Origin of the sequence: Cohnella sp. SGD-V74, from assembly GCF_003001675.1 — a bacterium.
In the GTDB taxonomy this organism is placed as follows: Bacteria; Bacillota; Bacilli; order Paenibacillales; family Paenibacillaceae; genus Cohnella.
Genome location: NZ_PVYW01000005.1, coordinates 260,587 through 285,465, shown reverse-complemented (window position 1 = coordinate 285,465; position 24,879 = coordinate 260,587). Strand labels below are relative to the sequence as shown.

The window sequence follows — 24,879 nt, the reverse complement described above, 5'->3', positions numbered from 1 at the left end:
GTTAATTGTTCCCCTCTCCTTCGTCAGCCGGACCTCGCGGCGCCGGCTCCTCTCCGACCTCTTGAAGATCGAACAGATGGACGTACTCTTCGATAACCTGATCCAACGCTTTCAGCTCTCCCGACAGCACCGGCCGAATGGCCTCGAACTCCGGCTGCGCGAGCTGTCTGGCCAGCGTCGCGCGCTTGACTCTCAACTGCTCCAGAAACATCAGAACGCGGCCCCTCCTGAACGTCTGCGCGCCCCGGGCCTCATGTCCGCCCTGAAAGCCCCGCGAACCGCGATGCCCATGTCCGTGTCCGTGAGACTCCCCTCGGTGCCCGCGGCCGCCGCCCTCTTCGCGATGTCCCATTCTCATTGGCTGTCCCTCCTTCGTATACAAATGTATACAGTTCGTTATGTATACAAATGTATACGAAAATCAGGCGGTCGTCAACTTATTTTAAAGGGCATGCCCTTCCCGCCGTTGCGCTCGCGGAATAAGCATGCCCTTCGTCTCTCCGGTCCGTCCGGGACTATTGTCCGAATTTCCCCGTCCTGACTTTGTTCACGTCGTACATGTTGACGGTCGTGCTGATGACGTAGTCTGGAGGAGTTTGACCTTTGCTATTGCGGTGCCCTTGAATGTGCTCGGGGCTCTTCTCCCAGTTTTTCCAGGCTTCCTCGGACTCCCAGCGAATGATGACGACGACTTCGTCGATGTCCTTGCTCCGCTTGTTCGTCATAACGGTAATGTCGATCAGACCTTCCCGTTCATCGAGAACGCCTTCCTGGCTGAATCTCTCGACAACTTTGTCTGCGTTCCCCTTCTGCACCGCGATCGTTCTCGTCTGAATAAGCATCGGCTACTCCTCCTTGTAATCCTTTTTATTGTACAGCCTGGGCCGCCTCTTTGACCATCTCCAATTCCGTATTCAGGCCGCCGCCGGACAAATACCAGAAGTTCGGGTTAAGATAGACGATTTTGCCGTTTTTGTAGGCGTTCGTTTTCTTCACGAGGTCGTTCTCGATCACTTCTTTGGCCGGAGAAGCGCCGTCGCCGCTGACGACCGCGTCGCGGTCGACGACAAACAGGACGTCCGGGTTTTTCTCGGCGATGTATTCGTTGGAGATGCTGTTGCCGTGCGTATCGACCTTGATATCGGCGTCAACCGGAGCAAAGCCGAAAATATCGTGGATGCTGCCGAAGCGCGAGCCCGGTCCGTAAGCGCTGATTTTGCCGCCCGTCGTCAGCACGATCAAGGCTTTGCCCGCGCCGGACGCCTTGCCTTGCAAATCCGCCACGGCCGCGTCGTACTCCGCGATTGCCGCGGAAACTTCGGCTTCCTTGCCGAAAATTTGTCCGATAATGTTGGCGTTGTTTTTGAAAGAATCCAAATAGTTGGAGAAGTCGACCGACATCTGGATCGTCGGAGCGATTTTGTTCAGCTCTTCGTAGGCTTCGCCGGTTCTGCCGCCGATGAAGATGACGTCCGGCTTCAGCTTGTTCAGCTTCTCGAAGTCCGGCTCGAACAAGGTGCCCGCATCTTCGTATTTCGCGTCGTCGTATTGAGACAGATTGCCCGGGATCGACGCCTTGGGCAGCGCCAGCACTTCGATGCCCAGCTTGCCGAGCGTATCGAGCGTGCCGTAGTCGAACACGACGACCTTCTCCGGATTCGTCTTGACGACGGCCGTGCCGAGGGCGTGCGTAATCGTCACTTCGGCCGGAGCCGCGGACTCGGAAGGGCTGGCGGATTCGGACGCAGACGCGGATGCGCTCGGAGACGCGGCCGGGCTGGCCGAAGGGCTCGCGGCGCCTTCGTTATTGTTTTTGGATCCGCATGCGGCGAGAATCGCGATCGCCATGACGGACATCAGAATGAGGGAGAATGCTTTCTTCACAATAGACCACTCCTAAGAAATATATTTTTATATAGTCATTCGGCTTGCAAGAGCAAACCAATATAACTCAAGAGAAATAGACGCACACTTTTTTCCCGTCCACGACGTGGATCGGAATGTGCATATCGTAAATGTCCTTCAGCACCGCCGTATCGATCATCTCGTCCGTCGGTCCCGATCTGACGATCGTTCCTTCTCTCATCGCGACGATATAGTCGGAATAAGCCGAAGCGAAGTTGATGTCGTGAAGGACGAGCACGATCGTCTTGCCCAGCTCGTCGGTCAAGCGGCGCAGCACCTTCATAATCTGGACGGAATGCTTCATGTCCAGGTTGTTCAGCGGCTCGTCGAGCAAAATGTATTCGGTATCCTGCGCGAGCACCATCGCGATGAACGCCCGCTGCTTCTGCCCGCCGCTGAGCTGGTCCAAATATTTGTCCTGCAGCTCTTCGAGCTCCATGTAACGGATCGAGGCTTCGACGTGCTTACGATCCTCGGCGTTCAGCCTGCCCTTGCTGTGAGGAAAGCGGCCGAACTGGACGAGGTCCAGCACGGTCAGACGGACGTTGATCGTGTTCGCCTGCTTCAGGATCGAGATTTTGCGGGCCAGCTCCGCGCTGTCCGTCTTGCCGACATCCAAGCCGTCGATCCGCACCTCCCCCGCGTCGGGGGCCAGCAGCCTGCTGATGACGGACAGCAGCGTGCTCTTGCCCGCGCCGTTCGGTCCGATGAAGGACGTAATTTTGCCTTTCGCGATCGAGGCCGTAACCTCGTGTATGCCGTGCTTGTCCCCGTAGCGCTTCGTAATGCCTTTTGCTTCAATCACGTTGCCTTGCTCTCCTTCAACAACAAGTATAGGAAGTAGATTCCGCCGATGAAATTGAGAATGACGCTAAGCGTCGTAGAGAAAGTGAACACCCTCTCGACGATCAGTTGGCCGCCTACCAAGGCGACGATGCTGATCAATACGGTGCCCGCGATCACGACTTGGTGACGGAACGTGCTCAGCAGCCGATACGCGACGTTCGAGACGAGCAGGCCGAGAAAAGTGACCGGACCGACGAGCGCCGTCGACACCGCGACGAGCAGCGCGACCGCGACGAGCAGCCGCTTCGTGATGCGGTCGTGCGGAACGCCCAGATTGACCGAGTGTTCCTTGCCCAGCGCCATGACGTCCAAATACTTGAAGTCCCGGTAGAAGATCAGCAGCACCAGCAGCACGAGAACGACGGACACGATCAGCACGTCGGTATTCATGTTGTTGAAGCTGGCGAACATTTTATCCTGAACGACCATGAAGTCGTTCGGGTCGAGCAGCATCTGCATAAAGCTGGCGATGCTCGAGAAGAACGTCCCGCAAATAATGCCGACGAGCAGCAGGAAGTAGAGATGGTTGCCTTCTCTCTTGAAGAGAAGCTTGTAGAGCACCCCCGCGAACAGCATCATCAAGCCGACGGCCAGAGCGAACTGCACGTTTTTCGCCATCGACGTAAGCACGGTGGAGCCGAAGAGGAACACGATCGCCGTCTGCAGCAGCAAGTACATGGAGTCGAGACCCATGAGCGTCGGCGTCAGGATTTTGTTGTTCGTCAGCGTCTGGAAGACGACGGTCGAGATCGAGATGGCCGCTCCGGTCAGAATAATGGCCGCTATTTTCTTCGCGCGCCGCGGCAGTATGTAGTCCCAGTTGCCGCTGCCGTCGATCGTCATGAACAGGGCGATCAGGCCGATCGCAAGCGCCGCGAGCGCGGCCAGCTTCCATGAATCACGCATGGTTCTTCCTCCTTAACAGCAAGTAGAGGAAGATGCCGCTGCCGATCACGCCGACCATCAGGCCGATCGAAATCTCGTACGGATAGATGATAATCCGGCCGAGAATATCGCAGGCGAGCACGAATACCGCTCCCAGCAATGCCGTATGCGGAAGACTGCTTCGCAGGTTGTCGCCCTTGTACAGAGAAACGATGTTGGGGATGATCAGTCCCAGGAAAGGCAGGGAGCCGACCGTCAGCAGGATGACCGCGGCCACGAGGGCGACGATGCCGAGCCCGAGATGGACGACCTGGCGATACTTCAGCCCCAGATTCACCGCGAACTCCTCCCCCATCCCCGCGATCGTAAATCGGTTCGCGTACAGATAGGCCAGCGCGATGAGCGGCAGGCTGACGTAGAGCATTTCGTATTTTCCCTTCAGGATGGAAGAGAAGTCGCCGAACAGCCAGCTGTTCACGCTTTGCAGCAGATTGTACTTGAGCGCCAGGAAAGTGGTGATCGATCCGACGATGCCGCCGAACATCAAGCCTACGAGCGCGATCAGGATCGGATCGCGGAATTGAATCCGGTTCAGAATCCGCATGAACAGCATCGTGCCGCCGAGCGCGAACGCGAACGCAACGACGATCTTAAACAGCGGCGAAGCTCCCGGGAACAGCAAAATCGCGATCAGCACGCCCAGGCTTGCGGAATCCGTCGTTCCCGCCGTCGTCGGCGAGACGAATTTGTTCCGCGCGAGCTGCTGCATGATCAGGCCGATGACGCTCATCCCCACTCCGGCGATCAGAATGCTGACCAGTCTCGGAATGCGGCTGATCCACATAATCTCCCACTGATAATCCGTCATTCGGAACAGATCGAGCGGGGTCAGGCTGGATACGCCGACGAACAAGGAAGTAAACGAAAGTACGATAAGCGCGACCCATAAATAACCGATTTTCATTGCGACTCTCTCTTCGTGATAATGATTCTCATTTGCATGTACTTTTCCCATTTTACATAAAAAAAGAGAAACCGGAATGGACATTTCGATTTCTCCATGGACATTTCTATTTGGTTCGATCGTCGGAAAACAAGTAGTCGACGATCTGATCGACGAGCCGCTCGTGCATCTCGGCATTGTACAGAAACGGCTCTCCCAGCCGGATGAACATGCAGCGCCTTTCCCCTGGCTTGCTCTTCCATTGCCTCTCCAGCCCGGCGCAGAACTCGTCGTCCGCCGGAAATTCGATCAGGAACAGCACGTGCTCGCTGTTCAGCTCCATCACCTCGCGCACGTCCGGCTTGTCCAGAAATCCGATCTCGTCCGCCGCCGGAGGCGCCTGAAAATGCAGTTCGTCGTAGAGCAAGTCGGTGAACTTGCGCCTGAGCTTGCCGTACACCCGAAAATTGCCTTGACGAACGCCGACAATCAGAAATGGCGTATCCTGCAGCCGCTCCTCGACGTGCTGCCTCGCGTTGTCCGACTTGCTCTCGAAGTCGGCGAGCCAGCGCCGCGCCACGCTCTCCAGTCCGAGCAGCTCCGCGAAATCCGCCAACCGCTTCTTCCAGGAATGGTCGTGCCAACGATACACGGTCAGCGGCGCGATCGTCCGCAGCTCGGCGATCAAGTCGTCCGCCAGCGGGCCGGACAAAATACGGTCCGGCCTGGCCTCCCGGATCTCTTGCAAATACTGCTCCAGATTGTCCGTCTCCAGATCCCAGTCTCTCGTCAGCGTAACGCGAGGCGTAATGCCGAGCACGGCCAAGTCGCCCCGGAAAATTGCGCAGAGGGCCGCGACGGACACCTGCGCCCGCGAGGCGTAGTCCGTCGGCGTCAGCCCCATCTGCTTCTTGAACAGTCTGCTGAAATAATATTCGTCCGGATACCCGACCGAGTGCGCCGCTTCCGTGACGCTGACGTTCGGATCGGCCAACAGGCGAAGTGAAGCGGACAGCCTTCTCGTGGTCAAATACTTCAGCGGGCTTAAGCCCGTCATCTTGCGGAACATTTTGTAGAAACGGGTCGAGCTGACGCCCGAATTTCTAGCCAGCTCTTCCATATCCAGCGCCGCGTCGTAGTTGTCGCGGATTCTCTGGCGCGTCTGCTCCAGGCAATCGGTCAGCTCCGCCTCGTCGCGCGCCGGATGCAGGCGAGCGTTCGTATAGGCGGACGCGATCGCGTACAGGCGAGATTGGGCCTGGTAGTAGTCCGGCAGGCTCCAATCCGCGGCCAGCGTTCCAGTGAATTCGGACACCCAATTCTTCATCTGGGGAACGCGAAAACGCTGGATGCCCCCGGGAGCCATTCGACCTCCCTCCTTCTCTTCGCGCGACAGTCCGCTGAAAGAGACAAGCAGCAGAGAGGCCCGTCCCGACGAGAGCTGCTCGATCGCGGCCGCCCGGCCTGCCGGCAGATGGAACATTTCTCCGGCCGGGATTCGGACCGCCCGTCCCCTGGGGTCGTCCAATGCCGCCCTGAGATCGGCATGGAGACAGATGCCGAACCGGTCGCTCGCATGCGCCGGCAGACCGACCCGATCCCCTCCGGCAAGCTGCAGCTCGTCGGAGCCTTGGTATTGAAGCGGCGCGAAGCCCGCGGTATGCATGTCTGAATCTCTCCCGTGCTCAAGATTATCCCCTATTGTATCCGACAGTTCTTTCCCTCAGCAACACGACGCATTGAATCGCAACGGAGATCAGCACGAGACCGGCGGGAATATAGAAGATGTCCGCGGAGATGCCCGGGACGACAAGCGGCAGCATGTAGCCGACGAGCGACGCGGTCTGGGTGATGAAGACGTACAGGCTGGCTCCGAAGCCTGCGCGATGAATGAACATGCGCTGCACGTACCCCATCGCCACTCCGAGCAGAACGGATACGAAGAAGGAATACACCGGCTGCATCGTAAAATACACCGCAAGCGAATCCGTCTGCGCATAAACGATATAGGTGACGAAAGCGCCGATGGCCGCGTACAGGATAAGCCGCTTGCTGCCGTATTTCGCCGCCCAATACCCTGCCATTGTCATAAACAGCAGCTCGAACACCGCCTGGGCGCTCCACAGATAGGAGGCGTAACGGGGATCTCCGAACTTCCCGCTGACGACAAGCGGCAAGTAAAGCCCGCGGATCGCGTCGGCGCAGGAGAGCAGCAGCAGCGCGATCAGCATGGCCAGGGAATACGGTTCTCCTCCCGCCGCCCGCTTCGCTCCCGGCTCCGTCTCGACCTCGCGGTACAACAGCAGCAGCGAGAACAACGCGACATAACCAAGCAGATTGCCCCACAGCACGCCGCGGAAAGACGCGAACAGATAGACGTTCGCCCCGACGAGCAGGCCCGAGAAGAAGCCGACGCTGAACGTCGCCCGCAGCCACAACTGCGAGATCTCCACGATGTCCGGCGCCCAACGGGTATAATGGTTGCGGGCCATCGCGAACATCTGGCCCATGATCATGCCGGACGGCGCGCTCGCAAGCGCCATGCCGATCAGAGCCGGCGCGAAGCCGTCCGCCCGCATGTAGACGAGCAGGCCGCAGGCGCACAAGGCCGCCGCAACCATCGGAATCGCCTTCCGCCTTCTCAACCGGTCGCTGAACAATCCCGCAGCCACGGTCAGCAGCATGTTCAGCAGCAGCGAGCTGCTGAACACCCAGGTGATCTGCGCCTTCGTCAAGCCGATGCCGTCCTTCATATAGATGGCGTTCATCGGCGCGAGAACCCCGACGCCGATGCCGTACAGGAACATCGCCGCCACGAGCGCCCATGCCCAGCGAATTCGTATAAATCGCCGAAAATCGGATGCAACTCTCAAGAATCGTTAACTCCCACCCTAAAGTTAAACCGCTCTAACTTTTATCTCGCGTCCAGCCGTACCGGACGCTGCAACGGCTCAGGCCGGAAGCAGCGCCGAACCCGGCAGCCGGATCTCCACGCACGTCCCGACCCCGGGCTTGCTGCGGAAGCTCATCGTGCCTTTGTGATTGGCGATGATGTGCTGGCTGACCATGAGGCCCAGCCCGTTGCCGGAAGATTTGCTGGTGAAGAACGGCTCCCCGAGTCTGTCCATATGCTCTTCCGCGATGCCCCTGCCCTGATCGGTCACCCGAACGGTCGCGGTCTCCTCTTCGCGGAACAGCTCGATCCCGATTTCTCCACCGCTCTCCTCCATCGCTTCCAGGCTATTCTTGATCACGTTGATGAACACCTGCTTCAACTGATTCCCGTCGCATACGATCGGGCCAACGTTGTCCGCGATGCTCGTCCGGAAGTGGACGTTCACGAGACTTGCCTGCGGTTCGAGCAGCGAGATCAGGTCGTTCAGCAGCTCCGACAGATCGGTCGGCTTGAATTGGATGATCTGCGGCTTGGCCAGCACGAGAAATTCGCTGACGATCAAGTTGATCCGGTCCAGCTCGGGAAGCATGATGTCCAAGTACGAGGCAGGCAGCGCCCCCTGCTTCTGGCCCAGCTGGACGAAGCCGCTCAGCGTCGTCAGCGGATTGCGGATTTCGTGGGCCACGCCCGCGGCGAGCTGCCCGATGACCGACAGCTTCTCGGTGCGCCGGATCGCCTCCTCCGCCTGCTTCCTCGCCGTGATGTTCCGTGAGATTTCCGCGATCGCCACGACCTCTTCCCGTTCGTCCCTGATCGGCGATACCGTGATGCTGACGTCGATGCGCTCCCCTGCCTTCGTCAGGCGAACCGTCTCGAAGTCCGTGACCGATTCGCCGGTCGCCACGCGGGCGCGGATCGCCTCGTACTCCGCCTTCAGATCGTCCGGGACGATCGACGGCTCCCGACCGAGCACGTCTTCGGGACACCAGCCGTAGATCGTTTCGAACGCCTTGTTCGCCTGGATCGCCGCTCCGTGCAAATCCGTGACGTGAATGGCGTCCGAAGTATGGTTGACGAACGATTCCAAGTATTCCTTCGTGCTCCGGAGCTCCTCCGCCGAATCCCTCAGCTTGCCCATATACGTCTGCAAGTTGTCCGCCATCGCGTTCACCCGCGAAGACAGCGTGCCAAGCTCGTCGCGGCTGCGCACCTCGATTCGGCTTCCGAATCGGCCGACCGCGATTTCGTTGACGTAATCGACGATATGCCGCAGCGGCCGAATCATCGCTCCCGAGATGAAATAGCTGGTTATCCAGACGAGAATGAGAAGTCCGGCGGAGATGGCCGCGAGCAGAAACAGCTGATGGTCCAACGCCTCCCTGATCGATCCGTAGTCGAAAATGACGCTGACGACGTAGCGTTTCTCATCCTGCAGCGGAATGAAGCTCTTGAACACTTCCCTGCCTTCGGCCTTGAACTTGGCCGTTGCCACTTCTCCGGTCTCCGCCGCCTGCTTGACGAAAGCAACATCCTTCTCCTTGTCCGCGTAGGCGTATTCGCCGAACGGCACGTCCAGGACGTCGAGATTGCGAACGGGCTTGCCCTTCTTCATCTTGACGATCTGAGGCTTGCCGAAAAATTCGGGATCGAAGCCCGTAATCGCCAAAATGTCCTCGTTGCCGGACATGACGCTGCGAATAAGCGCGTTCGTCCCGATCTTGTTCTCGTAGTCAAGAAACACTTGCGCGTTCACGTAAGGGTTAATGATGTAATCGGTCGTTCCGTCGTAGTAGTACCCCCACTTGTGAATCCGGTCCGGATCGGAGGAAGCATACTGGTACGGGCCCGACCAATAATGGTTCAGCTTCTGTCCTTGCTCGATCGTCACCTGGCCGTCGTCCAACAGCTGGTTAAACGCCGCGTACCAGTAATCCATCGTCTTCGAGCCCATGTTCAGTTCCTTCGGATCGGAGGAACGGAGCACCTTGATGTCGTCCTCCGTCCGCTTCCACAGCGAAATATGCTCGACGCCGAACTTGCCGCTCAGTTCCGCCAGCTGTTCGTTCCGAACCCGGTCGAGCCGCGGATCGAGCTCGTTCTTGGCCGCGATCGCCACCGTCCGCAGCTTCTCCCCGATCATGGCCTCCATCAGCCGCTTCGACTTCTCCGCGGCGTCCAGGTTGGTGCCGATCTGCTTGGCGATCGTCAGCATTTCCTGCCGCAGGCCGTTCTCCATCTCATGCTTGGACGAGTAATAGTAAATCGATATATTCAGCGACAAAATAATCGTTGCGATCAGTGAAATCAGCAGCGACAGCTTGACTTTAATGGACACGAACCTTGCCTCCGGATCTGGTTGATCCTATTACATTTAGACATCGTTCGACGGATTTCCTCTTTCCTGCGGCAAAATCCTTCGACATGACATTTGTCATGTCCGATTGCTGACACTTATGACTAACGGCGGACCTCGGCTTCCCCTACAATGAGAATATCACTTTTGCGCAAGGAGGATCTTAATGGCCGCTTCGAACACCGCGCAATTAAAGAAGAGCGTTTCCCCCTATGAAAAAGCGAACACGAAAGCCAGCGTCATGCAACTGGTAAATACGATCCCGCCGTTCGTCCTGCTATGGGCCGCGGCTTATTGGAGTCTGTCCGTATCGTACTGGCTTGCCGTGCCGTTTATCGTGCTGGCATCCGGATTCCTGATCCGCACCTTCATCGTGTTTCACGACTGCTGCCACCAATCGTTCTTCAAGAGCCGCAAGGCGAACGAAATCGTCGGCACGCTCACGGGAATATTGACGTTGTTCCCTTACCACCAATGGAAACACAGCCACTCTATCCACCACTCCACCAGCAGCAATCTCGACAAGCGCGGAGTAGGCGACATGTGGCTGCTGACGGTAGACGAATACGTGGCCGCATCCCTGTGGACGAGAATTCGGTACCGCGTCTACCGCAATCCGCTCGTCATGTTCGGAATCGGTCCGTTCGCCGTATTCTTGCTCGAATACCGGTTTAATCGCAAAGACGCCCGACGCGCCGAACGTTGGAACACCCGGATCACGAACGTCGGCATTATCGTCCTGTACAGCCTGCTCATCTGGGCGCTCGGCTGGCAATCGTTCCTGCTCGTTCAGCTTCCGATCTTCTGGCTGTCCGGAGCCGCCGGCATCTGGCTGTTCTACGTGCAGCATCAATTCGAGGAAACCTATTACGAGCACGATGCGGAATGGAGCTATGTGAAAGCCGCCGTCGAAGGCAGCTCGTACTACAAGCTGCCGAAGGCGCTTCAGTGGCTGACCGGCAACATCGGCTTCCACCACGTTCACCATCTGAGCCCGAGAGTGCCCAACTACTTGCTCGAAGAAGCGCACAATTCCGTCCCTCCGCTTCAGCATGCGACGACCGTAACGCTGAAATCCAGCTTCGCCTCGCTGAAGTTCAAGCTGTGGGATGAACAGAAAAAGGATTTCGTCACGTTCGGACAAATCAAGCATTTGCTGGGGGGCGCCAAAACGAACGTCCGCTCCGCGGAACCGGCACCGGAACCCGCGCCTGACAACGAAGTCGCATAATCGTCGCCGATCGGCCTTCTTATGGTAAAATAACCGTGAGAAGGCCATTGTCGACATTGGGAGCGTTATAGATGTACAAGAGACTCAGACGAATTCAGATTTTCCCGAAAACGACCGGAATCAGTCCTTACGTCTGGCTGATGTTCTGCATTTTGCCGTTTTATTTTATTTTCCGCTCCTCATCGAACATAGAGATCGCCGCGGGCATTCTGATGATCGTGCTGTTCTTCTTCTGCTACCGGCTGACCTTGAATGCCAAAGGTTGGCCGGTTTACGTTGGGATGGGCGTGCAGATCGCCATCTCGATCGCGATGACGCTGCTGTTCAGCTACGCTTACTTCGCTTTCTTCCTGGCGTTCTTCATCGGCAACGTCCAGAACAAAGCCGGCTTCATTACGCTGTATACGATCCATATCGCCACGAGCCTGATCGCCGTGAACGTCGGATTCATTATGCAGGACAAGTTTTTCATCACGCAGACGCCGTTCATTCTGATCAGCCTGCTCGGGGCCATCCTGCTCCCTCTCGGCAGCTACAACCGCAACAAGCAGGGCGAGCTGCAGGAGCAGCTCAAAGACGCCAACCAGCGCATCTCCGAGCTCGTCAAGCTGGAGGAACGCCAGCGCATCGCCCGCGATCTTCACGATACGCTCGGACAGAAGCTGTCGCTGATCGGTCTCAAGAGCGATCTGGCGCACAAGCTGATCGCCGCCAATCCCGAACGCGCGCGCGCCGAGATCAAAGACGTTCAGCACACGGCCAGAACCGCGCTGCAAGAAGTCCGCTTGCTCGTCTCGGAGATGAGAGGCACGCGCCTGGAGGACGAGTTGGATCGGATCAAGCAGATTCTGCTCGCGGCGCAGATTGAATTCAAACTGGAGGGCAATCCCGCGCTGCAAGGCGTCCCCTTGCTGACCGAGAACGTGCTCAGCATGTGCCTGAAGGAAGCCGTCAATAATGTAGTCAAGCACAGCGGAGCGTCGGAGTGCGCGGTTTCCTTCAGCCAGAACGATACCGAAGTCGTCATGAAAGTTCACGATAACGGCGCCAGCCGTCCCGAACGGCTCAACTTCAGGCAGGGCCACGGCCTGCAAGGCATGAAGGAGCGGCTCGAATTCGTTAACGGGACGTTGGGACTCGCGACCGGCGAAGGCACGACCGTCGTCGCCACGATCCCGCTCATTGCGCAGCGCCCCAATAAGGAGGATTCGCCATGATTCGAATCGTCATCGCCGAAGATCAACGAATGCTGCTCGGAGCCCTGGGTTCCCTGCTCGATCTCGAGGAAGACATGGAGGTCGTCGGCAAGGCGTCCGACGGCGCATCCGCGGTCGAGCTCGTGCGCCAGCTCCGACCGGACGTCTGCATCATGGACATCGAGATGCCCGGGCTCAGCGGTCTCGAAGCCGCCGAACAATTAAAGGAAACGGACTGCAAAGTCATCATCCTGACGACGTTCGCCCGCACCGGTTATTTCGAGCGCGCCGTCAAGGCCGGCGTGGGCGGATACTTGCTTAAGGACAGCCCCAGCGAGGAGCTCGCGAGCACGATCCGCAGCGTGCTGGCAGGCCGCCGCGTCTATGCCCCGGAGCTGGTCGACGAGGCTTACCGCGGAGACCAGGGCAACCCGCTGACCGATCGGGAGAAGGAAGTGCTCGGGCTGATCGCCGACGGCAAAAACACGAAGGAAATCGCGACCGAGCTGTTCCTGACGACCGGAACGATACGGAACTATATCTCCGTGATCCTCGACAAGCTCGACGTCAGCAACCGGGTCGAGGCGATCAAAAGATTCAACGAGAAAGGCTGGTTCAAATAACGTTCAGCTTCTTGTAGTCCTTCTTCATAATGTTCTTCACCAGACTCGGCCATTTGGAATTCGCGGGACAATACTTGGTCGCGATCTTCTCGATCGTCGTATACCCTTTATCCACGTATTTGTCGGCCAGCAGCTGCCCGAACTTCTTGACGCTGTCCCCTTTCGTCTCGAACGCGAACGCTTTGCGGTGAGGGTCCGGGCCTGTCGCGTTCAAGCCGAACAGGTTGTTTTTGTTTTTCGCCAATCTGCTGCTGCCGTTGCCGCTCTCCAGCTTCATGACGGCGATCGTGAACAAGGCGTTGATCCCGTACGTCTCCTCCACTTCCAGAATCGCTTCCTCCAGCCCGTGTCCGGCCAGATCCGTCCCTTTGAAAATAAGAGCGATATCCTCCTCGGTCAGCCCCGATTCGGTCTCCACTTTGGAGCTCGGCTGCACGGGAGCCTTCGACGGCTCTTCGGCCTTCGGCTGCTCCGTCTTCGCATCTTCCGCTTTGGGCTCTTCCGCCTTCGGCTCCGCTTCCGGGGCGTTCGGCTCGGTGTCCGGCAGCGCCGTCCACAGCATGGCGGCGGCAGCGACAGCCCCCGCATCCTCTACGGGTTGCGCATAATCCCCGTGCACATAGCCTCCCCCTTTGATTCTCAGCCAACCGCCCGGCGTCTCCGACACGATTTCCAGACGGGTTCCTTTTTGCACCACGGATTTGATTTTCGATTTCGAATAAGCGTTTGTCCTGACGTTAAGAAAGTAGGCCGTAACCTCGTAGATTTGCGTTTGCGGCGCTCTGGATACTGCGATATGTACTTCCTTATCGGGATTTTTGGCGATATCTCCGGTTGTCGCGGCGACCGCAGCGGACTGGAAACGGTCCAGCGAGGCGATCGTTTCGTACTCGAAAGTAAGCTCTCGGGGGTCGGCCTGCGCTTCGCCGGCCGCCGCGGTCTCCGGTTCGGAGTCGGCATTCCCGGCTGCTTCCGCGGCATGCAATTTCTCCGCGGCGGGGAGAACGAACGGGGAGTTTTGGCCGATCGGCCAAACCGGGGAATGGAACGTGAAGCTTGTATTCGCGTTCGTATGATTGGCGTCCGTAGTTAACCAACTGATTCCCAAAGTCATCGTCAATGCCGCGCTAACGATGTACGCGACCCACTTGCGAAAGGTGTTCCTACGCATCCAAATGCACCTCTTCCGTCAAAATTGGTGATGGCTGCCCGCAGTTATTTGGTTTGATTGTACATATATGCGAATGAAAAGCTTGTCATTCTTTATGCGAATATTAATTGTTAATTTGTCGATTAAAAAATTTTCATAATCGGCGGACTGCAAGCCTCAGTCTGGAAGCCGCGGCAACCTCTGTCATAGAAAGCGCCCCCTCCGCGCATAATAACTTTGTTGCAAACATTACCAACTGTTTAGGTGGTCTTGAAGTGAAGGCTTCGAACGGAACGATCAACTTTTTCCAGGCATGCACGATTCTGATGCTGACGAACGGACTGACCAATCACGTCATCGTCAATCCGATGCTTCTGGATGCGGCCGGACGGGATTCATGGATCTCCGCCATCGCCGCCGGTCTGCTGTTCATGCCGTATTGCCTGCTGCTTGCTTTGTTTATGAGAAAATCCGGGCAGAGGGCGCTGCAGCCGTGGCTTGCCGAGAAGACGAACCAGGTTGTCGCCTGGGCGCTGACGATTCCGCTCTTAATTCAGCTCTACCTCATCGGCGCGATGACCGTCATTCATTCGGCGACTTGGACGATTACGAACTACCTTCCGGGGACCCCCAAAGTGGTTCTGGCAGTGATCTTAACCGGATTGTGCGCTCTCTATGCAAGCTGGGGCATCCGCGTGATCGCGATCATGTCCGGCATTCTGCTGCCGCTCGTGATCATTCTGGGATCGTTCGCGGGCATATCGAATTATCCGCAGAAAGACTTCAACCTGCTCAAGCCGTATATGGAGTTCGGAGTCGATCCGGTGTTGCAGGGCATGATCTACGCCGGAGGAGGCTTCATCGAGCTTGTCGCCCTGATCGCCATGCAGCAGCATCTGAAAAAAAAGGTCAAGGCGTGGAAATTGATGCTGTACGGCGCGCTGATGGTATACATCATGATCGGGCCGCTGGTCGGGGCGATTACAGAATTCGGCCCCAGCGAAGCCGCGAAGCAGATGGTCTCCCCTTACGAGCAGTGGCGCTTGGTCAAGCTGGGCTCTTACGTGGAGCACGTCGATTTTTTCTCCATCTACCAGTGGCTGGCCGGCGCGTGCGTGCGAATCAGCCTGTCCATTTTCCTCGTGCTTGATCTGCTGCGAATCGAGCGGAACGAGCTGCGGAACCGATTCATTATGCTGATCGCGCTCAGCTACGTCGCTCTGTCCGTATTTCCGATCAACGAGTACGCCTTCTATTTGTGGATGTACCGCTATTACTTCCCGATCTCGCTGATTACGGGATTTGCCGTTTCCGTTTGTTGGATGTCCATTTCATGGTTCGCCAAACCGACCAAAGGAGGAGCAGCATGAGGCGGAAAACGCAGAAAAACTCGTCCAGGTGGGATAAAGAGACCTTGCAGGAGCTGTTCGCCAAATCCGCGGACGTGCAGATTATGCCCTGTAAGCTGACGGAGCAGCCGGATTCCGAGGTTCTGCTCGTTTATGCGGAAGGCTTGTGCGATACGGTTCAATTCGGGCAAGTCCTCCTCCCTCAGCTGAAACAGTTTTATTCGCAGGGCGGGGCTTTCGCGATAAAGACGCAGGGCTATTCCGGAGGACTTCCTCTGATCGGCGTGGAACCCGACGAATCGGACGATACCTTGGCCGAGTATTTGTTCCAGGGGGACGTGCTGCTGCTGTTCACGGATAGCGGGCGCATGTACAAAATGAACATCTGCCATCGCCCGCAGCGCACCCCCGAGGAATCCAATACGGAAATCTCGATCAAGGGACCCAAGGACGGATTCACGGAAGATCTCGTCGTGAACATGGCGCTCATTCGCAAGCGGGTAAGGAGTCCCAGCTTGAACTATGAGACGTTCACGCTTGGCAGAAGGACGAAGACGAAGGTCGGGTTGATTTATTTCAAGGACATTTTGTCTCCGGAAATTTTGCGCGAAGTGCATAAGCGGATCAGCAAGATCGATATCGACGGACTGTACAGCATTAACCAGTTGGAGGAGAAAATGGCCGACTCCAAATATTCGGTGTTCCCTTCTTTCGCGATAACCGGAAGACCGGACTACGTGGTCAGCAGCCTGCTCGCCGGTCGTTTCATCCTGATCGTGGACGGCATTCCGATGGTCCTGATCGGTCCCGCGGGCTTGTCGCTGCTGATGAAGTCCCCGGAGGACGTCCACTTCAATTACACCTATATTTCATTCGCCCGCGTCGTTCGGCATATCAGCCTGTTCCTCTCCATCTCGCTGCCGGGCTTATGGGTATCGCTGGTCGCGTTCCATCAGGACCAGATTCCTTTTCGAATGATGGCGACGATCGCCGGAGCGCGCCTCGGATTGCCGATGTCGGCGCAGATCGAGATGTTCATCCTGCTTATGCTGATCGAAATCTTCCGCGAGGCGGGCGTGCGGCTTCCCAGCTCAATCGGACAAACGTTGACGGTCGTAGGCGGTCTCGTTATCGGCGACGCCTCGATCCGGGCCGGACTTGTCTCCCCTTCCGTCGTCGTCGTAGGCGCGATTACCGCAGTCACTTCCGTTACGCTCGTCAACCAGTCGCTCAGCACCATCGTCAGCGTCATCCGCCTGGGTATTTTTCTCGTCTCGTCGTTCATCGGAATGTACGGCTTGATCCTGTGTCTGATTCTGTTCATCGCCTACTTGTCGAGATTGCACTCGTTCGGGGTACCGTATCTGTCGCCGTTGTCGCCGCTTAATCTGAAAGATTTGGTTACCTCTTACTTGCGCATTCCTTGGACGCGGATGAGAACCCGGCCGGGCGCCATTAATCCGATCGATCCCGACCACCACGGTGACGAGAAATGAGCGGCAGATGGGGCAAGTCAGCCGCTGCCGCGCTTCTCCTTCTGTCGCTGACCGGCTGCTGGAACTCGAAGGACATTCAGACGATGGACTACGCCACGGCAATCGGACTCGACTACGAAAACAACAAATATATCACTTACGTTCAATTTCTGAACTTCGGCAACGTCGGCCGGAACGAAACGATGCAAATCGGCAAAGCTCTGCCGGTATGGATCGGCAAAGGCGAAGGCGCCACGCTCAGCGAGTCGCTGTCATCCATCTACGCCACCTCGCAAATGCGAATTTTCTGGGGACATGTCAAAACGATCGTGTGCTCGGAGAGAATGCTGCGAAGGGGAGTCGAGGAAGCTTACAATGCGGCCAACCGTTTCGGAGAAATCCGTTACAACATTCTCGTATTCGGCACGAAGGAAAGCCTGCCCGACCTGTTCACGCAGAAGTCGATTTTTAATCTGTCTCCGCTCGACACGATCATGTTCACGCCGGAGCAAACATTCGCGCAGCGCTCGTTTATCGTGCCGAAGACGAGCAACCGGGTCATCGCCAACATTACGGAACCGGCCGAAGCCGCCATGCTGCCGTCGATCGCGATCAATCGGGAAGTATGGAAAGAGGACAAAAAGCCGCGGCCTATGCTGACGATCGACGGCGCCTTCTTCTTCAAGGATCAGCAAGCGACCGCCTGGCTGTCGGAGGATGAGCTTGCCGGAACGAGGTGGACGCAGAAGGAGCTGAAGCGTTCGCTGATCCGGGTGCCGGCGGAAGGCAAACCGAAAGCGTCCCTCGTGCTCATCAATCCGAGCTACTACGTCCAGAGCGAGGTCCAGAACGGGCGAGCCGTGTTCGATCTGAGCCTGAAGCTGGACGCGACCGTGGACGAACTGAACGAGAACGTGAGCACGGAAGAGCTCGAGCGGCTTGGCGCGGAAGTCGTGCGCGACGAGATTATGATGAGCTTCCGCAACGGACTGGCCAAGCAGGTTGACGTACTCAAGCTGGAGGAGACGCTGTATCGCGACCATCCGAAGCAATGGCACGCGCTGCGCAAAGGCAATCAGCCGCTCCTGTCCGACGAGTGCATCCGCAAAATCATCGTCAAAATCGACATTCGCAACACGGGCAAGTATAAGGGAAGATTCCGCTGAGCGGGACGTTCGGATCGGCCAAATACAAAGGAAGATTCCTCTGAGCGCGACGTTCGGATCGGCCAAATGCAGGGGAAGATTCCTCTGAGCGCGACGTTCGGATCGGCCAAATGCAGGGGAAGATTCCTCTGGGCGCGACGTTCGGATCGGCCAAATACAGAGGAAGATTCCTCTGGGCGCGACGTTCGGATCGGCCAAATTGCAGGGGAAGATTAGTCTGAGCGGTACAGGACGGCGGCAAAACTGCCGCGGGGATTCGTTAAGGCGACGTTCGATTCTCATCGAACGTCGTCTTTGTCTGCGTTGCGCGTCCCTTGGGTTGCGGGGAGCTTGGCAAGCTTGTATAATAGGCAGGCAAACATATGTTTGCCCAGGCGTATGGCGAGCTATTCGGCATAGGCTTACAACAAGATCAATCAGCGGAGGAACGAATGAAGGGGACGACACATTTGGCCATCGGCTGCGCGATCGGCGCGGTGGCCTGCGCTTATTATCCTTTTAGTCTGAACAACGCCGCTCTGTACATGTCCGTTGCCGGACTATCCGCCTTGAGCGCGGATCTTGACGGCCCAAGCATTCTCAGCCGGAAAATATCCAAGCTCTCCAAATGGTTGAGGAACGCCATGCTCGGCGCCGGGCTGCTGCTCATCGCCGGACTGGCGTACCAGCTCGTCGTTCCGGGCCGATTCGATCCTGCATACGCCGCTTGCGCGGTATCGGCCCTCCTCCTCGGCCTCGTGGCCAGACAAGGAGCGATCCGGAACGCGCTCGTCAGCTTGGTCGGCGGCGTTTTGCTCTACTACGGGGCGTCAAAAGGCTACACGTGGCTTGTGGGCCTTGGCGCATTTGTCGTCTGGGTTCCGTGGCTGAAGCATCGGGGAATGACCCATACGCTATGGGCACTGATCGGCTGGGGAGCGATCGGCTGGGGATTGGAGCAGCAGTCGGGCATCGACGGCGTCACCGCCGTCGCGGTGGCGGGCTACGCCTCGCACCTGCTCGCGGATACGATGACCCCAAGCGGCGTCAAGTGGCTCTACCCGCTGTACAAGAAATCGATCAAGCTGCACTAGAACTTGCGGGAGGCGGGGCGTTGGAGGCATCGGCTAGTGCCGCGGAGCGCGCTTATCACATTCGCCCCGAGCCGGACGCTGGCTTTAGTACCGCGCGGCGCGCTTATCTCGTCTGCCCCGGGCCGGACGCCGGCTTTAGTACCGCGCGGCGCGCTTATCTCGTCTGCCCTGGGCCGGACGCCAGCTTTAGTACCGTGTGACGCGCTTATCACTCCTGCCTCGAGCCGGACGCCGGCTTTAGTACCGTGCGGCGTGCTTATCCCACTTGCCTCGGGCCGGACGCCGACTTTAGTACCGTGCGGCGTGCTTATCCTACCTGCCTCGGGCCGGACGCCGGCTTTAGTACCGTGCGGCGCGCTTATCACTCCTGCCCCGGGCCGGACGCCGGCTTTAGTACCGTGCGGCGCGCTTATCACTCCTGCCCCGGGCCGGACGCCGGCTTTAGTACCGTGCGGCGCGCTTATCTCGCCTGCCCAGTGCCGGACGCCGGCTTTAGTACCGTGCGGCGTGCTTATCCCACTTGCCTCGGGCCGAACACCGGCTTAGTACCGTGCGGGCGCGTATTGCGCCGATAGCAGCATGAAACGGACAAACCAGTGTGCATAAAACAGCGGCTGCCCCGATCATCTTCCGATGAGATGGGCAGCCGCCTGCATTTTTACTGGATTTGGATTTCGGTGAGCTCTTGAGCCCTGTATTTCAAGCGCGCGCTCTCTGCGGCCTGGCCCAACAGATCGGATACTCTGACGCTGTCCCGTACGTTGCGCAGCAAATAACTCGGCGCGGTCGTGTCCGTGGAAAGGACGGTGATGTCCCCGATTTTCAGCATTCTCTCGAGCAGGTTGCGCTTTAAGGTAATGTCCCTGATGCGGTACAGTTGGATTTCTTCGCGGCGCTTCGTGAAGATCCCCTTCTCCACGATAATTCTGCGCTCGGTGATCTTATAATGCGTAAAGCTGGGAAAACCGAAGTTGAAAGGCTTCCCTTCCCATAGCACGCTTTCGTTCAGCAAGGCCATCTCTCCCATGAATTTGGATGAACGCTCCATTTTATTGTACACGATGCGAGCCGTCTTGGCTTCCCCCAACCGCTCCCTCGCCTGAACGCTATTGCGACCAGAACACGAGCGAACGCATGTCCCGCTCTCCCCCTAAAGCGGCAAGGCGTTGTCCGATCTCCGTCTCCAGAATCGGCCGGCCGGCCCAACTGTCTACTTTGATCTTCACCAACTTGCGGCTGCGGATGACCGCCTGGAAAGCATACAGCAGCAGAGCCGCCTTCCTCTCGACATCCATCTCTCCCGGCAACTCTCCGTCACGTGGTGCCTCGAACGCTCTCTTCCCGTTGTTTTCGATCCAGAACAGCCAACGGTCCCCCTGCATGACGAGGAAGTTGCCCGGCTTGCGCGAATAGCTCGCTCCGTTCCCCTCGCCCGGCCAATCCATGAGCAGACCGAACGGATTCGCGGGGTCCGCCGACGACAATACCGACAGCCCGGGCTCGGCGGAGTCCGGCAGCGGCTGACGAATGGAATCGCTCAGTTCGCGCGTCGTGAACTGCAGCGTGGAAGCGCCTTTGACGAACGAGCCCCGCGTCAGCGCCCCCCATTCCTCCAATCTCTTAAGCGTCGGATAAAACAGGTCCCACGAGTATGGAGCCGTTTTCGCCACCAACTCCTTGTTAATCAGTCCGTAGACGTTCAGGAGATGGTGCGCCCATACGAGCACGGGCGATTGTTCCTGTTCGGCGGGTTTGCCCTGAACCTCCGGGCTGACGGCGGAAGAAGTTCGGTCCTCTTCATTGCCGATCAACGAGCTTGTCGCGTACCACCGCCCTTGACCCGATCCCGCTCTCTCCCATTGCTTCGGCTTGACCGTCCCGATCTGCAGCCGCAGCGGAGCGAACTGATCGTTGGACACGCGTCCTTCCCACGCCAAATCGACCAGATCGGGCAGCAGCTCCGAAGGAGCCTTGCCCTCCTCCCGGCTGAGCCTTGTAAGGAAGCTCGCGCCCCCCTGTTCGATGCGGCGCAGCAGCTCGGGATGCTTGGACGGCTTGGCGGCCGCCTCCTCAAGAAACGCGGAGTAGAGAGGCTTCGACTCGGCGAGGAAAAACGCCACCTTCCCTTCCTTGTCGCCCTCATCCTTGCGCCCGATCCAGATCACATCTCCCGAAGCGCATAACAGATCAAGGTACTCTTTGCGATAAGAGGCTACGCGAATCGGAAGCACGATCGTCTCCCAATGCGAAAGGGGAAGAAACAGCCCTTGCAGCCGCCCCAGCACCGCAAGCAGCCCTTCGCTTCCCTGCAGCTGCGTTCCTTGCCAAGCATATTGGCGCAGCGCGATCTGCCCGCACCATTTCGCCGGCTCGATCGGCTCGGCTTTGCTGCGGGCGTTGCGAATCGAGAGCCGGACGAGCCGGGAGGCGACCTTCGAGCTCGTCCACAGCCGTTCTTCCTCGCTGGCGGCGTGGGGCGCTCGTTCTATTAATCCATTGCCCAGCAGCGCCTCGACCGCTTCCCTGGCTTTCGGAAGCGAGAGAGAAGGATAACGATCGCACAATTCCGCTTCCGTGAAGGAGATGACATGATCGGCGTATCTTCCCAGCACGAACAGAACCGATTCCGGCGTCTCCGGAAAAGCCTCGTACGTATCTGCCTCGTCCGCGGCGATCCAGCGGTATTCCCCATCCCCGGACAGGTCGATCGCCGACACCTTTCGTTGCTCCTGCAATTGACCCAGCCAGCTCAAGCCTTCTTCTCCCGCCAACCGTACGATCTCCTTGGAGGTCAGGTCCCCCCTGAGCTTGAGCAGAGCCGCCAGACCCGCAGCGTCCGTCGGCGCCTGATCCGGATCGCTCAGCCTGCTTTTCTCGGCTTCGATGACCTCGGGGCTGACCGCTTGACCGATAACGCTCTCGTCGAAAATTTGCGACGCCATCTCTTTGCTGATGCTCAGAAGCCGCAGACGGGTCGACTCGTCGAGTCCGTCCCCTTCGTACACTTGCATCGATACGTAATCGGCGATGAACTGGGCCGCGAGCGGAGATGGATAAGCGGTCTCCTTCACGACGATTCCAATCTCTCCCGATACAAGCTTCTCCAGCAGCTCCCTCAGCTGATCGATGCGCAGATGTTCGTTCAGACACTCGGACATCGCCTCGCGCAAGTACGGAAAGCTCTCGGCGTAAGGAAGAGAACTCCTCAGCAGCTCTTCGCTGCGCAGCCGTTTCTGCCACAGCGGCGTACGGGTGAAGCTGCGCGATAGCAGCAGACTGTTTTCTGCGATTTTGCGGAACGCGCTGCCGAGCAAAGGAGAACCGGTTACGGCTTCTGTCAGCAGCAGTTCGACGTTGCCCGGGGTCACTTGACGAATCGCTTGCAGCCAGGAGGAATCCCATTCGGGCAGCACGAATTCGATGCCGTTGTCCTTCGCATTGCCGTACAGGCGATAGGGCAGAAGCTGCTCGAACTGCCTCTTGATCGCCAGCAGCCAAGCGCGGTTGACCGTCCTTCCGAACAGACTGTGCACGATGACATGCGTCTGGTTCATGACGTCGCGGTAATGCTCGATCACGATCTGCCGGTCGGTCGGCAGCGAGCAGAAGCGATGCTGCGAGCGAAGGAGATCAATGAGCTGCTCGGCTGAGGTGCGATCCATCCCGTAATGCTCGCGAAGCCATTCGCAGGCTGTGTCCTCGATCGCCTGATCCTGCAGATCTGCCTCGTCCCGCAGCTCCAGCAAATCCGCCAGCTCGCGAATGAAGACGCCGACCTTCAAGCCAAGCTCGTAGGGACGGCTGCCCGCTTCGTTGCGCCAGAACGGGATTTCGCTGAACCGGTTGCCGGCTTCGGCGACATACACGCGGTCGTTGCGAATTTCCCGGATCATCCAGGAGCTCGTCCCAAGCTGAAAAACGTCGCCGATCTGGCTCTCCTGGATGAACTCCTCGTCGAGTTCTCCGAGATGGGCCCGGCTGTCGAGATGGTGCACCGGATAATTGCCGCTCTGCGGAATCGTGCCGACTCCGGTAATCGCCGCCATAGCCGTATTGCTTCTCTTCCTCAGCCGGTTCGAAGCGCGCTCCCAATCGAGCAGCGGCCTCGCGAACGGATAATAGCCCGACAGCACCTGAAGCGCGCTCTCCAGCCGATGCCGCGGATAATCCCTGTAGCTGTCGCTGCGCCGAATGACATCGAGCAGGTCGCCAAGCTCCCAATCTTCGACCGCAACCATCGCGACGATGTGCTGAGTGAGCACGTCGAGCGGCGCTTCGGGAATGCGGATCTCTTCAATCTCGCGGCGGGCGATCAGCCTGCCGAGCACGGCCAGCTCCGGCAGCACCGACTTCTGCCTCGCCAGCAGCAGGCCGCGGCTCGCCTCTCCGACGGCATGTCCGGCCCGGCCGATACGCTGAATGCCGCTGGAAGCCTCCAGCGGAGAATCGATCTGAATGACCAGATCGATATGGCCGACGTCGATGCCGAGCTCCAGGGAAGAAGTCGCCACGATGCAGCGCAAGCTCCCCTCCTTGAGCATCGACTCGACTTCAAGCCTTCGCTCCCGCGATATGCTGCCGTGGTGGGAACGGGCCATCTCGAAGCCTACGAAATCGTTAAGCCGCAAGCACAACCGCTCGCACAGCCTTCGGCTGTTGACGAACAGCAGTACCGAACGGCTGCCCTCCATCGCTTTCATGATGCGTTCGAGCAGCGGCTGCCAGACCGCCTCCCGGGTCGCTGCCGGCAAGCTCTGATCGGGCATCGTAATCGACACGCTCATTCGCTTGCTCATCCGGCTCTCCACGATCGCCACCGGACGGGGCCTCATCTCCCCTTCTCGCGCAGCGGCTTCAAGAGCTTGTCCCGCGGCTTGAATTCCGGTCTGGCTGACAGTTCCGCCAGACGCCTCCCCCCCGATTTGGCTGACAGTTTCGCCAGTCGCTCCTCTCCCGGTTTCAGCGTCTAGTCCATCCTGTGCTTGACCCTCGGCTCGGTTGCCATTCAGAATGCCTGCCCCATCGGATGCATAAGCTTCATTCGGCAAAGCTTGCTCCCAACCGCCCAGAAATCTCGCAACCCGCTCCAGCGGATTCTGGGTCGCGGACACTCCGATACGCTGTATCGGTCGGCCGCGAAGCCGTTCCAGCCGTTCCAGCGACAGCGAGAGATGAGCGCCCCGCTTGTCCGCCGCGACGTCGTGGATCTCGTCGACGATGACCTGCTCGACCGTCGCCAGAATCGACCTCCCCTTGTCGGACGTCAGCATCAGGTAGAGAGATTCGGGCGTCGTTACGAGCAATTCCGGCGGTCTTCTTAGAATGGCGGCGCGCTTGCTTGCGCTCGTATCGCCGGTGCGCACTTCGCTGCGAATGCCGGGCCACTCCGTCCCGCTCGCTTCAGCCCGCGCCTGAAGCTGTTCAACGAATCCGAGCGCATGGTGATGGATGTCGTTGTTGAGCGCTTTAAGCGGCGTAATATATAAAATACGGACGCCTGATGCCGCAGGTTCCTTCCGGGACGATTGCGACTTGTCGCGCACGACCCGGTCGAGACAAGGCAGCAGCGCGGCCAGCGTCTTGCCCGAGCCGGTCGGCGCCGCGATCAGCGTGTGCCGGCCTTCCACGATAGCCTGCCATGCATGCTTCTGCACGTCGGTCGGCTCTCCGAACGCATCCGAGAACCAGCCGGAAAGCAAAGGATGAAACGGAATTTTCGCCTTAATGCCCGCCAACCGCCACGCCCTCCTTAAAAAAACGTCCCGGCCGCATTTAATCCTGCCGCGGT

The 24,879-nt window shown here is 58.3% G+C and carries 19 protein-coding genes; 7 read left to right on the top strand and 12 right to left on the bottom strand.

The annotated features are described in order from the left end of the window. Nucleotide 1: 1 nt before the first annotated feature. The 9 genes from B0G52_RS10445 to B0G52_RS10405 form a co-directional block, all read right to left on the bottom strand. Complete coding sequence (locus tag B0G52_RS10445; protein ID WP_198960621.1) at nt 2–358, bottom strand: hypothetical protein; 357 nt, start codon at nt 356–358, stop codon at nt 2–4. Between the two features lie 157 nt (nt 359–515). Continuing rightward, complete coding sequence (locus B0G52_RS10440; protein ID WP_094043859.1) at nt 516–842, bottom strand: antibiotic biosynthesis monooxygenase; 327 nt, start codon at nt 840–842, stop codon at nt 516–518. Between the two features lie 25 nt (nt 843–867). After that, nucleotides 868–1,884 carry a siderophore ABC transporter substrate-binding protein gene (locus tag B0G52_RS10435; protein ID WP_233162547.1) on the bottom strand — a complete coding sequence of 339 codons (1,017 nt, stop codon included), beginning with the start codon at nt 1,882–1,884 and terminating at the stop codon, nt 868–870. Nucleotides 1,885–1,951: 67 nt separating this feature from the next. Then, complete coding sequence (locus tag B0G52_RS10430; protein WP_094043857.1) at nt 1,952–2,710, bottom strand: iron ABC transporter ATP-binding protein; 759 nt, start codon at nt 2,708–2,710, stop codon at nt 1,952–1,954. Next, nucleotides 2,707–3,657: an iron chelate uptake ABC transporter family permease subunit gene (locus B0G52_RS10425; RefSeq protein ID WP_094043855.1), complete on the bottom strand. Its 951-nt coding sequence runs from the start codon at nt 3,655–3,657 to the stop codon at nt 2,707–2,709. The genes B0G52_RS10430 and B0G52_RS10425 overlap by 4 nt, the downstream gene beginning before the upstream one ends. Continuing rightward, nucleotides 3,650–4,600 carry an ABC transporter permease gene (locus tag B0G52_RS10420; RefSeq protein WP_094043853.1) on the bottom strand — a complete coding sequence of 317 codons (951 nt, stop codon included), beginning with the start codon at nt 4,598–4,600 and terminating at the stop codon, nt 3,650–3,652. The genes B0G52_RS10425 and B0G52_RS10420 overlap by 8 nt, the downstream gene beginning before the upstream one ends. A gap of 106 nt (nt 4,601–4,706) precedes the next feature. After that, complete coding sequence (locus B0G52_RS10415; protein ID WP_094043851.1) at nt 4,707–6,245, bottom strand: AraC family transcriptional regulator; 1,539 nt, start codon at nt 6,243–6,245, stop codon at nt 4,707–4,709. 25 nt (nt 6,246–6,270) lie between these two features. Further along, complete coding sequence (locus B0G52_RS10410; protein WP_094043849.1) at nt 6,271–7,452, bottom strand: MFS transporter; 1,182 nt, start codon at nt 7,450–7,452, stop codon at nt 6,271–6,273. Nucleotides 7,453–7,530: 78 nt separating this feature from the next. Beyond that, nucleotides 7,531–9,810, bottom strand: coding sequence for an ATP-binding protein (locus B0G52_RS10405; RefSeq protein ID WP_233162544.1), 2,280 nt, complete (start codon nt 9,808–9,810; stop codon nt 7,531–7,533). Nucleotides 9,811–9,994: 184 nt separating this feature from the next. Between B0G52_RS10405 and desA the strand changes: the two genes are divergently transcribed. The 3 genes from desA to B0G52_RS10390 all read left to right on the top strand — a co-directional run bounded on the left by desA (nt 9,995) and on the right by B0G52_RS10390 (nt 12,878). Beyond that, complete coding sequence (gene desA, locus B0G52_RS10400) at nt 9,995–11,059, top strand: Delta(5) desaturase DesA (RefSeq protein WP_094043847.1); 1,065 nt, start codon at nt 9,995–9,997, stop codon at nt 11,057–11,059. Between the two features lie 71 nt (nt 11,060–11,130). Beyond that, nucleotides 11,131–12,276 carry a sensor histidine kinase gene (locus B0G52_RS10395; RefSeq protein ID WP_094043845.1) on the top strand — a complete coding sequence of 382 codons (1,146 nt, stop codon included), beginning with the start codon at nt 11,131–11,133 and terminating at the stop codon, nt 12,274–12,276. Then, complete coding sequence (locus B0G52_RS10390; RefSeq protein WP_094043843.1) at nt 12,273–12,878, top strand: response regulator transcription factor; 606 nt, start codon at nt 12,273–12,275, stop codon at nt 12,876–12,878. Before B0G52_RS10395 ends, B0G52_RS10390 begins: the two co-directional genes overlap by 4 nt. Here B0G52_RS10390 and B0G52_RS10385 read toward each other — a convergent pair. Beyond that, a complete protein-coding gene (locus B0G52_RS10385; protein WP_094043841.1) occupies nt 12,871–14,049 on the bottom strand; it encodes a glucosaminidase domain-containing protein in 1,179 nt (392 codons plus the stop codon). The two genes, B0G52_RS10390 and B0G52_RS10385, sit on opposite strands and share 8 nt — an antisense overlap. A 254-nt stretch (nt 14,050–14,303) precedes the next feature. On the opposite strand from B0G52_RS10385, the gene B0G52_RS10380 reads away from it, so the two are divergent. The 4 genes from B0G52_RS10380 to B0G52_RS10365 all read left to right on the top strand — a co-directional run bounded on the left by B0G52_RS10380 (nt 14,304) and on the right by B0G52_RS10365 (nt 19,091). Further along, on the top strand, nt 14,304–15,398 hold the full coding sequence (locus B0G52_RS10380; protein ID WP_233162542.1) for an endospore germination permease: 1,095 nt from the start codon (nt 14,304–14,306) through the stop codon (nt 15,396–15,398). Next, a complete protein-coding gene (locus tag B0G52_RS10375) occupies nt 15,395–16,873 on the top strand; it encodes a spore germination protein (protein ID WP_094043839.1) in 1,479 nt (492 codons plus the stop codon). Before B0G52_RS10380 ends, B0G52_RS10375 begins: the two co-directional genes overlap by 4 nt. After that, nucleotides 16,870–18,018 carry a Ger(x)C family spore germination protein gene (locus B0G52_RS10370; protein WP_094043837.1) on the top strand — a complete coding sequence of 383 codons (1,149 nt, stop codon included), beginning with the start codon at nt 16,870–16,872 and terminating at the stop codon, nt 18,016–18,018. Before B0G52_RS10375 ends, B0G52_RS10370 begins: the two co-directional genes overlap by 4 nt. Nucleotides 18,019–18,449: 431 nt before the next feature. After that, nucleotides 18,450–19,091 carry a metal-dependent hydrolase gene (locus B0G52_RS10365; RefSeq protein ID WP_094043835.1) on the top strand — a complete coding sequence of 214 codons (642 nt, stop codon included), beginning with the start codon at nt 18,450–18,452 and terminating at the stop codon, nt 19,089–19,091. A 658-nt stretch (nt 19,092–19,749) separates the two neighbouring features. Here the strand turns inward: B0G52_RS10365 and B0G52_RS10360 are convergent. Together B0G52_RS10360 and B0G52_RS10355 are read right to left on the bottom strand one after the other, a co-directional pair. Then, on the bottom strand, nt 19,750–20,178 hold the full coding sequence (locus tag B0G52_RS10360) for a PH domain-containing protein (protein ID WP_094043833.1): 429 nt from the start codon (nt 20,176–20,178) through the stop codon (nt 19,750–19,752). A gap of 19 nt (nt 20,179–20,197) precedes the next feature. Continuing rightward, nucleotides 20,198–24,826: a DEAD/DEAH box helicase gene (locus B0G52_RS10355; RefSeq protein ID WP_233162540.1), complete on the bottom strand. Its 4,629-nt coding sequence runs from the start codon at nt 24,824–24,826 to the stop codon at nt 20,198–20,200. Between the last annotated feature and the right edge of the window lie 53 nt (nt 24,827–24,879).

Bases quoted from the DNA above. Each gene is read 5' to 3' on its own strand.
- B0G52_RS10445 (WP_198960621.1), bottom strand. From the start codon at position 358: ATGAGAATGGGACATCGCGAAGAGGGCGGCGGCCGCGGGCACCGAGGG.
- B0G52_RS10440 (WP_094043859.1), bottom strand. From the start codon at position 842: ATGCTTATTCAGACGAGAACGATCGCGGTGCAGAAGGGGAACGCAGAC.
- B0G52_RS10425 (WP_094043855.1), bottom strand. From the start codon at position 3,657: ATGCGTGATTCATGGAAGCTGGCCGCGCTCGCGGCGCTTGCGATCGGC.
- B0G52_RS10420 (WP_094043853.1), bottom strand. From the start codon at position 4,600: ATGAAAATCGGTTATTTATGGGTCGCGCTTATCGTACTTTCGTTTACT.
- B0G52_RS10415 (WP_094043851.1), bottom strand. From the start codon at position 6,245: ATGCATACCGCGGGCTTCGCGCCGCTTCAATACCAAGGCTCCGACGAG.
- desA (WP_094043847.1), top strand. From the start codon at position 9,995: ATGGCCGCTTCGAACACCGCGCAATTAAAGAAGAGCGTTTCCCCCTAT.
- B0G52_RS10395 (WP_094043845.1), top strand. From the start codon at position 11,131: ATGTACAAGAGACTCAGACGAATTCAGATTTTCCCGAAAACGACCGGA.
- B0G52_RS10390 (WP_094043843.1), top strand. From the start codon at position 12,273: ATGATTCGAATCGTCATCGCCGAAGATCAACGAATGCTGCTCGGAGCC.
- B0G52_RS10385 (WP_094043841.1), bottom strand. From the start codon at position 14,049: ATGCGTAGGAACACCTTTCGCAAGTGGGTCGCGTACATCGTTAGCGCG.
- B0G52_RS10375 (WP_094043839.1), top strand. From the start codon at position 15,395: ATGAGGCGGAAAACGCAGAAAAACTCGTCCAGGTGGGATAAAGAGACC.
- B0G52_RS10370 (WP_094043837.1), top strand. From the start codon at position 16,870: ATGAGCGGCAGATGGGGCAAGTCAGCCGCTGCCGCGCTTCTCCTTCTG.
- B0G52_RS10365 (WP_094043835.1), top strand. From the start codon at position 18,450: ATGAAGGGGACGACACATTTGGCCATCGGCTGCGCGATCGGCGCGGTG.